The sequence below is a fragment of the Blautia sp. CGZ-1-C1 genome, from assembly GCF_056504575.1.
The window spans coordinates 1-14,131 of record NZ_JBWLUT010000090.1 but is presented as its reverse complement, the minus strand read 5'-3'; the positions used below and the strand labels follow the sequence as shown (position 1 = coordinate 14,131).

Genomic DNA, 14,131 nt, shown 5'->3' with positions numbered 1-14,131 from the left:
ACAGCTTTTACTTTTTCTTTGGATTCCATAAACTCTGCATAAATACTAATGTAAACACTACAAGAACTATGATAAAGATAACAGCCATTGCACTGGCATATCCTGTATTATTATACTTTACAAGTGTTTTATAAATAATAATACTAATTGTCTCCGATGAACTGTTAGGTCCACCTTCTGTCATTGCCCAGATAATGTCAAAAGTCTTTGCTGCATCTATAATTCTCACTGACAATGCTGTCAACAGAACCGGTTTAATTCCCGGTATTTTTATGTAAAAAATTTCCTGCAGCTTACTTGCTCCATCCATTCTTGCAGCTTCTGCCACGCTGGTATCCAATCCCTGAAGGCCAGCCAGAATCATCAGCATCATAAACGGTGTAGTCAGCCATATATCTGCAATACAGCAGGCGATCAATGACCATCTGGAATCTGCAAGCCACAAAATATCACTTGGACTGGACAAGATTCCTATTCTGGTCAGAAACTCATTGACAATACCAAAGTTTGAACTCATCATCAATTTCCAGATAAGACCTGCAACCAGCGGTGCGATCATAAGTGGTGTCATCATTAATGAACGTACTATTTTACTGCCCTTATAATCAAGTTCAAATAATAATGCAAAAATAAATCCTAAAACTGTTTCCACAGATACCGCAATCAAAATATAAATCAATGTATTTTTCAGCTGCTTCAAAAAACCGCCAGCTGTAAATGCTTTAATATAATTATCAAATCCAATAAAAGTTCTGGCTCCTGTAATTCCAACCTTAAAGAAACTGTCAAATACCATTTTAAAAATAGGATAAATCAAAAAGGCACCCATGAAAATCGCGCCAGGAAGAAAAAACAGCAATAGTGTTTTTTTTGATATCAATTTCATAATATTTCCCGCTTTCTTATAAAAATCAAGGGCGATTTACTCCCTGCATCATACATCATAGATTAGTAAATTCATAGTTAGTGTGTTCGATGTCCAGGTAAAATCACCCTTGATTTAATTACATTTTTTATTATTTGGTAGATGTCTGCAATCTGCTTTTTCTTTATTACTTTGTCACTTTACTTCCCAATTGCCTCAATCTCTTCTTTTGCAGATTCAAGGGTTTCTTTCACATCTGCTCCACCAAGACAGGATTCTACAACACCTGTAAGAACCTGCTCTACCTGTGACCAGGTTGAAATCATAGGTCTTGGCTGAGACTGTTTTTCATTCAATGTGTCAAGAACTGCTGTTGTATGCTCATTACCAGCCTCTTTTCCAGCTTCCTCATAAACAGAAGTTCTGCCGGCAATTTTAAGGGTTCCGTTCATATAATCTGCATTATGATCGTACATATATTCTACATATTTCAGTGCCATGTCTTTATTCTCAGAATTTTTCATTACACATTCATACCATGGACCTGTGGTTGCTCCTACTCCTGCACTGCCGGCAATCATTGGTGCACATCCCACCTTATCTGCTCCAAGTGCCTCAACAGCTGCAGGATACTGATGGCTCCAGTTCAACTGCATTGCAACTTTACCATTATTGAAAAGTTCCTGAGACTCTGTAGAAGCAGTAGCCAGAGAATCTGATGGCGTACAATCTTCATTTGCCATTTCAACCATAAAATCAAGCGCATCCACATATGGCTGATCTGTAATATTTACATTTCCATCCTTGTCATATACTAATCCATCTGCACCGGCCTGGCAGGCAAAATCAAGGAAGGAACAAACTGCGTCAGAACCACTTCCAAAAACTGTTGTTCCGTACATATCGTCTGTTTTCATTTCTTTTGCCAGTGCTTTATATTCATCCCAGGTCTTTGGCACTTTATCTTCCGGAATCAGATCTTTTCTGTAAATAAGGATCTTAGCGTTTACCCACATCGGATATCCCAGAAGATTACCATCTACTGTTCCGCTTTCTTCCAGCGTTGGAAGGAAATCACTGGTATCTGCATCTGTAATTGGTTCGATTGCATCAGCAAAAGCTGCCAGCCATACAAAATCCATGCATGAAACATCATGAGCAGCCTGTCCTGCTTTAATTTCGGTAGAAAGCTTATCATACATACCAGTATAGGCAACAGCATCAACAACAACCTTACAGCCTGTTTCTTTCTCAAAATCAGCTGCTGTATTATTGGCAAGTGCTTCTGCAGGTGAACCACTTTCTACAAGAACTGTAATACTGCTTCCACCGTCTTTTTTCCCACCTGCAAAACAGGGAACTGCCATTCCTGTAAGCATACTTCCAATCACAGTTGCTGTAATTAATGAATTAACAATCTTTTTTCTCATTTTTAATCTCCTATTCTTAAAGATTCTAAATTCCATGATATTAAATATCATGCCGTTCCATTTACATACTGCTTCAACCGCTTTAGATATTCTCCGGAGTAATCTAATTTTACGGGTTAACATTGGGAAAACAAATTTTGTTTTACAATATGGAACGCGTTCCACATTGTTTAAAAAATTTGTTTTCTTCGTCTTGTTGATTTCATTATAACCTTTTTGTAGCTTTTGTCAATCCAATTATGGTTTTTTTATTTTTTTTATAAATTATGTCCAAATATTTTGTACTTATTTTTATTTTTCATCCTTTATTTTGTAACAAATGCACAACGCACGTATGACATCTGTTTATACTGTTGTTCCGCCTTTACGGAATTCAGGTATTAAAATACTTTTTTTATTTTTCACTTTTTTTCCATTAATTAGCTCACAAAGGTTTTTTACAGATTCCTCTGCCATTCTGTCAATGGGCTGAACAATTGTACTTATTTGCGGTTCTACCAATTCTGTAATATACGTTCCATCATAAGAAACTATTTTTACCTCTTCCGGGATTTTTTTGTGTTGCCTGATCAATCCATTCATGCATTCAATAGCCAGTCGGTCTACACCAAACACACCATCAAATTTCAGATTTTTTTCCATAACTTCTTCTGCAACCTGATGATAATACTGAATATCCAAACGCCGCCAGTCCAGATCATAAACAATAGGTTTCTATTCCCTGCTCATCCATAATTTTTTGAAATTCTGCATGACGATCATGATATAAAGACTCTTTTTCTGCAGTACTTCTGAAATGAAGTATTACTTTTGCAGCCATTACGCAGCAACACTTCTGCTGCCAGGCGTCCACCCATTTTATGGTCCACAGCTACTACCGGAATTTCTTCTCCCAGATATCTGTCAAGCGCAACAATCGGCTTATGAATTTTAGAATACTCAACTTTCATCCAAAGAAGACATTCCCGCAATTATCCCATCTACAAATACGTCCGTTCAGCAAATCCAGATATTCAGCTTCAGCCTTTACATCTTTCAATGTGTTACATAACATAATTTTGAAGCCGGCTTTGCGCAGTTCCCCTTCTACACAATCAACAAACTCAGCAAAAAAAGGATTGGATACATTCGGTACAAGTACCGCAATTATGCCGCTTTTTTTATAATACAGATTTCTGGCAAGTTCATTCGGTGTATAATTCAATTCCTTCATAGCAGCTTCTATTTTGGCCCTCGTATCCAGAGAAACATATCCACTGTCATTAAGCATTCTTGAAACTGTTCCCACACCTACTCCTGCCATTTTTGCAACATCTTTAATCCCTGCCATTTTTTCCACACTTTCATATTATGATATTAAATTCCCAAGTTCCAAATTTGTTCAAGCATACACGATGAGATATTTAAACTTAGAACTTGTCAAACATTAAGAAACAACGATTTAAGTAATAAATCAGCAAATTTTCTAAAATTTGGGATTTCTTAACTCCATTTAGAAGATACCTGAAATTCATCATCTAAAGATATACCTTCTGCAAATAAATTATTTTTAATATTATCAGACCAAAAAAATCCAATACAAATACTCCAACAAATATAATACATTACTAATAAATAATATACCACTAATGAGTAGTGTATTATATTTACCATATTCATTCAAGTATTTATAAAAAATTCTTATTCATTCCTGCCAAAATTCACTATTACACCTTACGTAACTAATCGGAATTCCTAGAATGTGTTTGAAAAATGCTTTCCGCAAAATGTGCATCACAATTTGTAGGAGATTTTGTTCAAATAAGGGCGTCGTAGCGAGCTACGGAAAACAAATTTTGGCAAAATATATCGCAAAGTGGGGCGTGCAGATTATGGGAATGATTTTTCAAACACGCTCTAGCAATTATCTTATGGCTTTTATCATGACAAATTTTACAAAATTTTTCATAAAATATCCCAACATTTATACCATCATATTTTCTATAAAATAAGATGTACCTGGCAAGAGACAGTCAAAACCAATTGTCTCCTGTCAGGTAATTATAGCAGTCCTGGTATAGAATTTTTCCCAATATGCTACTCTGCTCAATGCCTTAAGACTTCTTATGCCATTCCATTCACAGTCTTATACTTATACAGCATCTCCGCATGATTCTGCTCCTCAATCTGGATATCTGCCAGCAGCTTGCGTACACCACTGTCGCCAAAGGCAAATACATCATCATTGTATGTTCCTGACACCAGCTTCTCTGTACCAATACAGTCTGTTGCAAGAAACGCATCGTGTTGTTTATCTTCCGGTGAACTCATGGCTGTATAGACTGCTTTTGGCTGATAGTCTCTGCCTGATCTGTCATTACAGTTACATTCAGGCACACTTCCGGAAAGAATCATTGACAAAGACTCATAATGCTTCTGTTCTTCCTGCTGGATATTCCGGAAAAGATTTTTAAGCTCCGGGTCTCTGGCCTGTTCTGCGTATTTTCCATACTTTTCCACACAGCTTTTCTCTTGTGTCTGAAGATCTTCGATTACTGAACGTTCCTTTTCTTTTAAAATCATAGTCTGTTGTCTCCTTTTTTAAGAAATACTGTATTTTGTTACATGAAAATAGTATGGATAAAAAATGCTTTTTTATTCTCTGTATCATGACTTATGACAATTTCAGAGAATATTTTGTTCCAATACCACTGTATCAGAGTGAATTTCTGTTTACTTTATGATATACTTATATGCACGATAAGACTTTTGAACTTAGGAAGATTTATAATGAAACGAATTGATTTTGAAAACGGAACTGTAACCAACAATATATTAAGCGCTGCGCTTCCCATGCTGGTAGCGCAGATATTGAATCTTTTATACAACATTGTGGACCGTATCTATATCGCCAGGATCCATGATATAGGAACAACTGCACTTGGCGCTGTGGGCTTATGCTTTCCGATCATCATGATCATTACTGCTTTCAGTAATCTCTTTGGTTCCGGAGGTGCACCAATTTTCTCTATCAACCGCGGAAAAGGAGATTCCAGGACTGCTGACATGATCATGAATACTGCTTTCACCATGTTATGTGGAAGTGCTGCTGTGCTGATGCTGATCGGATTTCTTTTTGCCCGCCCCTTACTGACTCTGTTTGGTGCTTCAGATGATGCTCTGGTTTATGCGTATCCCTATCTGATGATTTACCTTCTGGGTACTCTCCCTTCCATGATAGCAACAGGAATGAATCCTTTTATCAATGCACAGGGATATGCCATTATCGGTATGCTGTCAGTAACAGTCGGTGCAGTGGCAAATATTATTCTTGATCCGATTTTTATTTTTGTTCTGGATATGGGGATTAAGGGTGCAGCGATTGCTACTGTCATCTCTCAGATTCTCTCTGCCTTGCTTGTATTTTATTTTCTTCATGGAAAATCAGAATTGAAGGTAAGATGGATTCATATAAATGAGATTTCTGAGTGCACCAGACATGCCAGGGATATCATCAGTCTGGGGTCTGCCGGATTTATCATGCAGCTGACTAACAGCTTGGTAAGTATCTGCTGCAATAATGTTCTTTCCGTGACAGGCGGTGATATTTATATCTCTGTCATGACTATTATATCCAGTGTTCGCCAGATGGTGGAGACGCCTATCCATGCGATCAATGAGGGAACCTCTCCTGTTCTCAGCTACAATTACGGAGCCAGACGTCCTGACAGGGTAAAGAAAGCAGGGGTTGTTCTGATCATTATGGTTCTGATCTATACAGGTATCATGTGGAGCGTCATTCTCATTGCCCCTGAATTTCTGATCGGGATCTTCAGTTCAGACAAACTGCTATTAAAGGATGCAGTTCCTGCACTGAAACTTTACTTTGCAGCCTTTATTTTTATGGATCTGCAGTATATTGGTCAAACAGTGTTTAAATCATTAAATAAAAAAAAGCAGGCGATTTTTTTCTCCCTGCTTCGTAAAGTATTTATCGTGGTTCCGCTGACTTATTTCCTGCCCTATGGATTACACATGGGCACAGATGGCGTGTTTATGGCAGAGCCTGTATCCAATGTGATCGGTGGTTCTCTGTGTTTTATTACCATGCTGATTACAATATTGCCTGAATTGAACAAAATGGGAAACTCCCGATAAGCAGAAAAGTCCTCAGTATTTATCCATTTTTAACTATCGCATAACTTTGCAGAAATTGTAAAAAGGATAAACAATGAGGACTTTTATTTAACTGAACATGAGAGTTCTTTACATAGCTTCATATATTTCCCAATATAATATTAATCAGGTTCTTATCGAGCATTATCGTCCGGTTCCATGGGTTGAGGATGATTCCCTCAATCTCATTTACCTGTAATGCTGAATGAAAAAGCTGATCTATGTCTGTCAGAAAAGTGGATTGTACGCTTCCGCCGCCTTTCAGTTCTTCCTCAAAGCTTGTAAATGCCGCCCACCAGACTTTTCCATCTCCGGTTTTCACTGTGCCGATCCGGAGCTGGTTGTCTCCTGTGGGCGGTTCTACTGAAAGGATAAACTGGCCGTTTTCTCTCATTCGTCTACGGATTACAGTCAGTGTATGTGCCAGCATTTCCTGAGTGGCTTCCTGCTGCAGAGCAGCGATCGCCTGCTCTATTTTTTCATTTCCCTGAAGACCTTTATCCTGATTTACATTCTTATTATCACTCATATTAATATCTCTTTTATGCCTTTCATCGTTTTATTTCCAGTGTATTTTCTAAATTTTTCAGCTTTTTGATGGCTTTCTCAGGATCTCATGCGGTGCCTCTATCTCATTTGCCAGCGTATGTTCTGTCAGCTCTGATAACAGTTTCAGCTTCTTATTGAGCAGAGGCCGCATACAGTTCGGAACATGTTCCTGGTGTGCTCTGTGGATTGCCACACATTCCTTGCAGTTTCCGTGATAACGACAGGCCTTCTGGCAGGAACAGTGATCCTTCTCCTTGTATTCTTCACGAAATTCTGCCGCGAATTCCTCCTGCAGACGCAAACCCTCTGCACGGTTTCCTTTATGAAACTCAGCCATTGCGTCTAATTCCTTCTGATTTCCTTCAATCTTCATATATTGAATTTCCTTTCCCAGCCTTCATTACGGATTTTCTGCTTTACTTACTTAAGATCTCTTTTTGCGTTCTCTGCTCTTGTTCTTAATTTTTAATCCTGTTTATATTTCACAGCAGTTCCATATGCGATCACTTCTGCAGCCCCTGACATTACCTGGGAGGAGCCGTATTTTACACCGATCACAGCATCCGCATTCATCTCTTTGGCTTCATCTACCATACGCTTGGTGGCAATCTGTCTTGCCTCATTGAGCATTTCCGTATAGCCAGTGATTTCTCCGCCTACAAGAGTCTTCATCCCTGCCATGAAATCTTTTCCTACATTTTTTGTCTGTACAACGGTTCCCTTTACAATTCCCAGCGCCTCAAACTCCACACCCGGGATATATTCAATACTTAGAAGCTTCATCCTCTTCTCCTCCTTCAATCTCTTTCATGCGTCCTGCAAGTGCTGCCAGGATTCCTCCGATGATCACAACCGGTATGGCGATCAGAAATATCAGCAGTCCGGTCGGTATGGGATCTTGTGTATTTGCCCACAACATAAGCCCAATCACAAATCCCATAAGCAAGATCATGACTACTGCTCCAATGATCGCTCCTGTCCTTCTTTTCTTACGGATATCTGTTTTCTTTATATCCATAAACCTTGCACCCTCTTTCTCCATCTGCTCGATTTCTTCCAGACAGTTCTCGGCATTTAAGGTATCCAGGGACTGATGCTCTGTAATCAGGCGCTCACACATTTCCTGCATTTTCACAAGGCCCTCCCTGCGGCGTTCCAGTTCTCTCAGGTGCTGTTCCAGACAGAACTGCAGGCTTTTCCTCTTTTCAAAAAGAGCTCTCATCTCTTCTATGGAAATATCCATCTTCCGGAATAATTTGATTTCCTGAAGTCTGGCAATGTCTGCCGTATGATATTCCCGGTATCCATTCTCTGCACGCTCCACATTCAGGAGGCCCTGCTCTTCATAAAAACGGATATTCTTTCTGGTGATGCCTACCAGCTCTTCCACCTGTTTGATCTTCATTCTGTTACCTCTTGCTTTCCTGACAGCAGATACAGCCTATCCGCTACTCTACTGCCCTGTCTGTGCTTCCTTTATACTGCTTCCACAAGGAGGAAGGTCAAGTATTTTTTGAAAGAAATTGAAAAAAATATAGCTTCCGGCAGGGGGAATCTTTTAAGCTCCTGTACGGTCTGAACCTCTCATAATTGTGATCAGAGAACTGAGCAGCAATAACATAGGATAAAATAATTTCGGCATGATCTGAAATGCAGAAATCTCACCACCCAGTTCATTCACTGCTGAGATTGCAACCAACATCTGTGCACCATAGGGAATCACTCCCTGGAAAACACAGGAAAAAGTATCCAGTATGGAAGCTGTCTTTCTCGGTGTAATTCCATACTCCTCTGCCATTTCCTTTGCGATAGGGTTTGCCATTACGATTGCCACTGTATTATTGGCAGTGGCAATGTCCATAGTTCCTACCAGAAGTCCCATTCCAAGCTGTCCGCCTTTCTTTCCGCGGAAAATTTTATGGATCCAGCCAAGAAGCGCATCGAATCCACCATATTCACGGATCAGCGCACACATGGCTGCTACCAGAATTGCCACCATACAGGTCTCAAACATTCCGGATACACCGGATCCCATATTTTTCAGGATCTCTACAGGTGTGATATGTCCTCCGATCAGCATGATAAATGCTCCGGATACAATTCCTGTCAGCAATACCACAAATACATTGATTCCAACAATTCCTCCGATCAACACCAGCACATACGGTATTACCTGTGTCAGATGATAGGGCTGGAGCACACGACCCTGAATTTCTGTCTGAAATGACAGGATCAGGATTAAAATCAGTGTGGCGCCGGCTGCCGGAAGAGCGATCCAGAAGTTCTCCCTGAATTTGTCTTTCATCTCACATCCCTGACCATTACATGCAGCAATCGTCGTATCTGAAATAAAAGAAAGATTGTCTCCAAACATGGCTCCGCCCATAACAGAAGCCACGCAAAATGCCAGATCAAATCCTGATGCTGTGGAAACTGCAGCTGCGATGGGTGTCAGAAGGGTAATGGTTCCCACAGAGGTTCCCATAGCCACAGACACAAAACAGGCAACTACAAACAGCACAGAAACTGAAAATCTGGCAGGTATCAGACTCAGCATACAATATGCAACACTCTCAGCACTGCTTCTTCCCACAACCCCTACAAAGGAACCTGCTGCAAGGAAGATCAAAAGCATGGTGATGATATTTTTATCCCCTACTCCCTGTGCCATGATCTCCAGTTTCTTATCAAAATCCAGTGCTCTGTTCTGCAGACAGGCAACCAGGATCGCAGCCAGAAATGCTACTACAATAGGCACATTATAAAATCCCATGGGGATTTCCATCACATACTCAAACAAAATGCCCAGTCCAAGGTATAATACAAGAAATACACCAATGGGAAGCAGGGCAATTCCTTTTCCTTTTTTCATCTTTTATCCTCTTTCTACCATAATCTCTTTATGGTTATATAATCACTCTGCTATTTTATCATACACTCAGTTTTCCTGCCATAGTATTTATCACAGCTTGGGCTGATAGCGCATGTCCGATACATTGTAAACTGTCACAAAGGCTTTTGGATCTTCATTATTGATGTAAGCCATCAGCTTCTGATATTCTGTTTTGTCTACGATCGTGATGATCTCATTGCGTTTCTTCATATTATAGGCACCTGTCGCTTCATAGATTGTTGCTCCGCTGTGCAGATCTTCAATAATGAACTTGCGCAGTTCTTCCTCTTTCTGAGTGATAACGCAGACACGCCTCTTGATATTATGGTCAAAGATAAAGTGATCCAGAACCATACCATTAAAGTATGTTCCCAGTATACTCAGCACCACTGTCTTTTTATCATATACCAGCGCTGCGGAAAGAGCCACACACATACCGGAAAGAGACATTGCTTTTCCCAGTTCCATGTGGAGATATTTGTTCATGATCTTTGCCACAATATCCAGTCCGCCGGAGGATGCATTTCTGTTAAAAAGAATGCTCAGTCCTACACTGACTACCAGGATATAGCACAGCACATCCAGTTCCTGACTATTGGTCATAGAGCCAAAATCCGGAAATAATTTCTCGAATAATCCGAGAAATAAGGGCAGAACGATACTGGTGTAAACCGTTTTTACACCAAATTCGCGTCCGCAGGTGATAAAGCCAATGATCAGAAGTACCACATTCAAAATCATGGTGATCACAGACAGTGGTAAGGGTACAAAGTTTGATAGCACGATACCAAGACCGGAGATACTGCTTACAGAGGCATGGCTCGGCACCAGAAAGAAATAAACTGCTGCCGCAATGATCGCTACCGCACCTGTCAGGATCAGTGCTTCCTTTATGATATCTGCATAATTTAGTTGTTTTTTCATAGTTAGATTTCCTGTCTTTCTTTCCATATTCTTGTTCTATTGTAACATATAGAAAGAGAATGTCCATTGGCAATTACAAAAAGAGGCTGTCTTCCATGACACCCCCTTTGTAAATCCTTATAACCTATAGGACTGCTATAAAATTCGCTTTCATATATTCGAACATGTTTGAAAAATGTTCTAATATTTTATCCTAACGGTTCTGTATGTTTCTCAGATAAATAGGCCTTCTGTTCTTCCTCCGGTGCTTCCCAGATTGTTGTTGTAGTTCCATCCTTATCTACATATACTTCTTTTATCTCATCTTTCTTCAGAATCTCATGAAATTGATCATATGGATAAAAAATACAGCTTACATATTTTTCCCACAAGCTCTGTTCAAAATGGATAGTCATTACACCTGTTTCTCTGTCCAAAGATGTTTTCCAGCGATAATTTCCTTTTATATTCATTCTATATGTTACTTCATCTTTATTATCCTCAACAATAGTAATCCCGGCATCTTTGTAGTTGATATATGTGACATGTTTATTCATAAAGGTAAACACTGCCAAAAAGCAAACTATGGTTGCTGCTATGGAAAGCAGGATTGTTTTTGTCTTTTTTTTCTTTAAAAATTTCCTGAAATTCTTCAGGTCATTTGCTTCATTGCTGTTTTCTTTTGTCTGCGCATAGATTTTCATATCATTTTCAAGGTCTGCCTTTGTCTCATGGTATACCCGCTGGCAGATTTCACAGTTTTGCAGATGTTCTTCTACAAGTTCTTTTGTATCTTCGCTTACTGCATCTTCAATGTACAATAGCAGAATATCCTGTATCACGTTGCAGTTTATTTTTTCCATGTTACTTTTCCTCCTGACTTATCTGTGCTCTTATCATCTGGCGTGCACGGTGGTAGGTTACTCTTGCCCACCCTGCACTTTTCTGATAGCATTTTCCGATCTGCTCAAAGGAGAGTTCACCATATATCCGCAGATGAAATACTTCCCTGTAGGGTTCCGGTATCAGTTCTGCATAGCGTTTGAGATTCCGAACTGTCTCATCCTGCACGATCTGATCCAGTACTGCCGGGGATGTATCCTGCATGGAATCCTGCATTATTTCTGAAAATTCTTCGCCCACGTAGATTTTGTTTCGTCTGCAATAGCGGAAATATGTATTCTTCGCAATTACAAATAACCATGCGCGGATATCCTTCCGGCCGTCAAATTTCTCAATATTATTCATTGCCTTCAGAAATGTTTCCTGGGTGATTTCCTCTGCCAGACTTTCATTTTCGGAAAGTGCCCGGATATAGAGAAAGACATCATGGAAATACTTCCTATAGATTGTTTCGATTTCTGATTTCTCCATTCCTGCCCCTTATATTTTTTATTATCCTACTGCATCTTTCGGGATTTTTAATGGTCCTGTCTGACCGATCGTGGTGCCATCCTTATCCAGAATATAACCATCTTTATCCTGATATGACCCTGCCGGCGGTGTCCACATAGATCCATCTGACGACCTGATCTGTCTTCTTCCATTGAATGTCTGAACACGGTTCTGATTTTGTTGCATCTGCATTGAATATGCACGGCTGCTCACCTGGGTATCACTGTCTGTATCGGATGCACAACCTGATAAACCAACCACAACTGTCAGAATGAATATTCCTAAATATCGTTTCATAATAATCCTCCTGTCTGCTGTATCATTATTTTATCTGATGTCTTTCTATATAACTAAGTCACAGACAGAAGAAACGTTACAGAAAAATAAAAAAGAATCCCCTGCTGTTTGCTTTTCGCAGTCTCTGCAGGGGACTTACTTGATTCGATTAAAACAACAGCTCCATCTGATCCCCCACTTCAATTCTCGCAGTGACAAGTTCATCCGGTTCTTTTCCTCTTTTGTGTTCAGCTTTCAGGTACTGGGTACCGCCTCTCAGACTTGCAGCGATCAGATTCAGCACATATATATTGTCAAAACGATTATATATGGACTCTCCGCCCAGACCGGTAAGGCAGATAAGCTGTGTGTTGCTCTTTTTTGCCATATCCATCAAAGGGATCAGCAGATGGGAGGCATTGGTCTGCGCGAACGGGTTGTCCATGATCAGAACCTTTCCCTCATTTTTATCTGCAAAAATGTCCGTGTCATCCCGTCTCATATAATACAGAAGGCTGGACAGGATTACAAATGCAGACAAAAATCCTTCTCCACCTGAGTTTCTGGAAACCTCTTTCCAGGTAATCGGATACTCTCTCTGGGCTTCAATCTTATAAAGATGGATCTGTACATTTCCAATTCCTACCACCTGATCATAGAGATTTCTGGTAGTGATACCGGAGCCGAAAAACTCCTGTGCGTTCTCATTTTTCTCGAAAAGTTCCACGCCTTCCATGGTGATCTTATCAATAAAATCTTCCAATCTCAGACGATAAAGCCCTGCATTTTCTTCCCAGTCCGGAAGCTGGATCTTTAACATTTTGATATTTCTTTCCCTGATGGTGATGGTTGAATTATGGTCAATTTTTCCAAGATTACTGTGGATTTCCCGCACATAATCCTCCAGAAGTTCTGTGATACGTTCCTTCTCCCTCTCTACTACAGAAATATCGACCTCTAACTTCTCCATAAGGCTGTCATAGGACTGCACTGTAGTTTTTAACTGAGTCAGGACACGCACTGCATCATCGGAAAGTTCCAGCATCTGTTCCAGAGGTTTTCTGTAAAAATCATCCTGAAAGCTTTCCATACGGACAATCTTATTCAACGTGCGCACCAGTTCTTCCTTCTTCTGTCTGGTTTCCCGTATCTTCTGATTATAATCCCTGATCAGAATTCCCTTGCAATTTCTTAATTCTTGCGCAGACAGATTCTCCGAAACCGGCTCATGGTCTTCTGCAGCCACAGGAATCAGTTCGTTATTCAGATTATAAACCTTGTCCGGCTCCCGATTGAATAAGGGTCTTAAAAAATAGTCCAGATTCTCCAGAAGGATTTCCTCGTAATCCTTTACCGAATAATTCAGGGCATTTCTGCGAATTTTCCCCATGGCTTCCTGAATCTTCTGAAGCTGGATGCGCATCAGGTTAAGGACATTCTAAATCTCATCCACAGCCTTATCATAGCTCTGCTTTTCCAGATGCATCCGAAAGATCATTTCATGGATGGTAAACTTCATATTATTTTCTATTTCAAGAGTGGAAAGTATCAGATTGTATCCGTCATCTGTAAGATAATAAGAGGTTCTGCGAACCTCCTGATCCAGATACACGATCCGGTTCGCCACATAACTGATATGCATGACATGATAATCGTTCTCGTGAA

The 14,131-nt window shown here is 40.0% G+C and carries 16 protein-coding genes and 3 pseudogenes; 2 read left to right on the top strand and 17 right to left on the bottom strand.

Annotated features, from left to right (window positions below; genetic code table 11):
- Positions 1-7 precede the first annotated feature (7 nt).
- From AC058W_RS07350 to AC058W_RS07325, 6 genes and pseudogenes are all read right to left on the bottom strand, one after another.
- Positions 8-886, bottom strand: coding sequence for a carbohydrate ABC transporter permease (locus AC058W_RS07350; RefSeq protein ID WP_118136109.1), 879 nt, complete (start codon positions 884-886; stop codon positions 8-10).
- A gap of 179 nt (positions 887-1,065) precedes the next feature.
- Entirely contained in the window at positions 1,066-2,295 is a 1,230-nt protein-coding gene (locus tag AC058W_RS07345) for an ABC transporter substrate-binding protein (protein WP_118136111.1), read from the bottom strand.
- A gap of 345 nt (positions 2,296-2,640) precedes the next feature.
- Complete coding sequence (locus AC058W_RS07340; RefSeq protein WP_479389902.1) at positions 2,641-2,937, bottom strand: substrate-binding domain-containing protein; 297 nt, start codon at positions 2,935-2,937, stop codon at positions 2,641-2,643.
- Positions 2,938-3,053: 116 nt separating this feature from the next.
- On the bottom strand, positions 3,054-3,245 hold the full coding sequence (locus AC058W_RS07335) for a hypothetical protein (RefSeq protein ID WP_479389901.1): 192 nt from the start codon (positions 3,243-3,245) through the stop codon (positions 3,054-3,056).
- A complete protein-coding gene (locus AC058W_RS07330) occupies positions 3,242-3,625 on the bottom strand; it encodes a LacI family DNA-binding transcriptional regulator (protein ID WP_479389900.1) in 384 nt (127 codons plus the stop codon). The genes AC058W_RS07335 and AC058W_RS07330 overlap by 4 nt, the downstream gene beginning before the upstream one ends.
- 391 nt (positions 3,626-4,016) lie before the next feature.
- Positions 4,017-4,127, bottom strand: a pseudogene (locus AC058W_RS07325) (DUF6783 domain-containing protein).
- On the opposite strand from AC058W_RS07325, the pseudogene AC058W_RS07320 reads away from it, so the two are divergent.
- Positions 4,101-4,286 (top strand): annotated as a pseudogene (locus AC058W_RS07320) (DUF6783 domain-containing protein); the annotation flags it as partial. The pseudogenes AC058W_RS07325 and AC058W_RS07320 overlap by 27 nt on opposite strands.
- Before the next feature lie 112 nt (positions 4,287-4,398).
- Here the strand turns inward: AC058W_RS07320 and AC058W_RS07315 are convergent.
- A complete protein-coding gene (locus AC058W_RS07315) occupies positions 4,399-4,857 on the bottom strand; it encodes a ferritin-like domain-containing protein (protein WP_026649487.1) in 459 nt (152 codons plus the stop codon).
- A gap of 207 nt (positions 4,858-5,064) precedes the next feature.
- Here AC058W_RS07315 and AC058W_RS07310 point away from each other — a divergent pair, with 207 nt between their 5' ends.
- Positions 5,065-6,432: an MATE family efflux transporter gene (locus AC058W_RS07310; RefSeq protein ID WP_118419923.1), complete on the top strand. Its 1,368-nt coding sequence runs from the start codon at positions 5,065-5,067 to the stop codon at positions 6,430-6,432.
- 118 nt (positions 6,433-6,550) lie between these two features.
- On the opposite strand, the gene AC058W_RS07305 is transcribed toward AC058W_RS07310, so the two are convergent.
- The 10 genes and pseudogenes from AC058W_RS07305 to AC058W_RS07260 all read right to left on the bottom strand — a co-directional run.
- Entirely contained in the window at positions 6,551-6,979 is a 429-nt protein-coding gene (locus AC058W_RS07305) for an SseB family protein (RefSeq protein ID WP_019163046.1), read from the bottom strand.
- Positions 6,980-7,036: 57 nt separating this feature from the next.
- Complete coding sequence (locus tag AC058W_RS07300; RefSeq protein WP_019163047.1) at positions 7,037-7,372, bottom strand: hypothetical protein; 336 nt, start codon at positions 7,370-7,372, stop codon at positions 7,037-7,039.
- A gap of 92 nt (positions 7,373-7,464) precedes the next feature.
- The gene (locus AC058W_RS07295) at positions 7,465-7,782 is read right to left on the bottom strand and encodes a YbjQ family protein (protein WP_019163048.1); all 318 of its coding nucleotides are present in this window, start codon (positions 7,780-7,782) and stop codon (positions 7,465-7,467) included.
- Positions 7,763-8,404 (bottom strand): MerR family transcriptional regulator, encoded by a 642-nt coding sequence (locus tag AC058W_RS07290; protein ID WP_118136117.1) that lies wholly within the window; start codon positions 8,402-8,404, stop codon positions 7,763-7,765. Before AC058W_RS07290 ends, AC058W_RS07295 begins: the two co-directional genes overlap by 20 nt.
- A gap of 153 nt (positions 8,405-8,557) precedes the next feature.
- Positions 8,558-9,871 (bottom strand): Na+/H+ antiporter NhaC family protein, encoded by a 1,314-nt coding sequence (locus AC058W_RS07285; protein WP_118136119.1) that lies wholly within the window; start codon positions 9,869-9,871, stop codon positions 8,558-8,560.
- A gap of 90 nt (positions 9,872-9,961) precedes the next feature.
- A complete protein-coding gene (locus AC058W_RS07280; RefSeq protein WP_118419922.1) occupies positions 9,962-10,816 on the bottom strand; it encodes a YitT family protein in 855 nt (284 codons plus the stop codon).
- A gap of 188 nt (positions 10,817-11,004) precedes the next feature.
- A complete protein-coding gene (locus AC058W_RS07275; protein ID WP_479389899.1) occupies positions 11,005-11,658 on the bottom strand; it encodes a zf-HC2 domain-containing protein in 654 nt (217 codons plus the stop codon).
- 1 nt (position 11,659) lies between these two features.
- A complete protein-coding gene (locus tag AC058W_RS07270; RefSeq protein ID WP_117674928.1) occupies positions 11,660-12,169 on the bottom strand; it encodes an RNA polymerase sigma factor in 510 nt (169 codons plus the stop codon).
- 21 nt (positions 12,170-12,190) lie between these two features.
- Positions 12,191-12,487, bottom strand: coding sequence for a hypothetical protein (locus tag AC058W_RS07265; RefSeq protein WP_117674929.1), 297 nt, complete (start codon positions 12,485-12,487; stop codon positions 12,191-12,193).
- Positions 12,488-13,781: 1,294 nt separating this feature from the next.
- Positions 13,782-14,131: pseudogene (locus tag AC058W_RS07260) on the bottom strand (hypothetical protein); the annotation flags it as partial.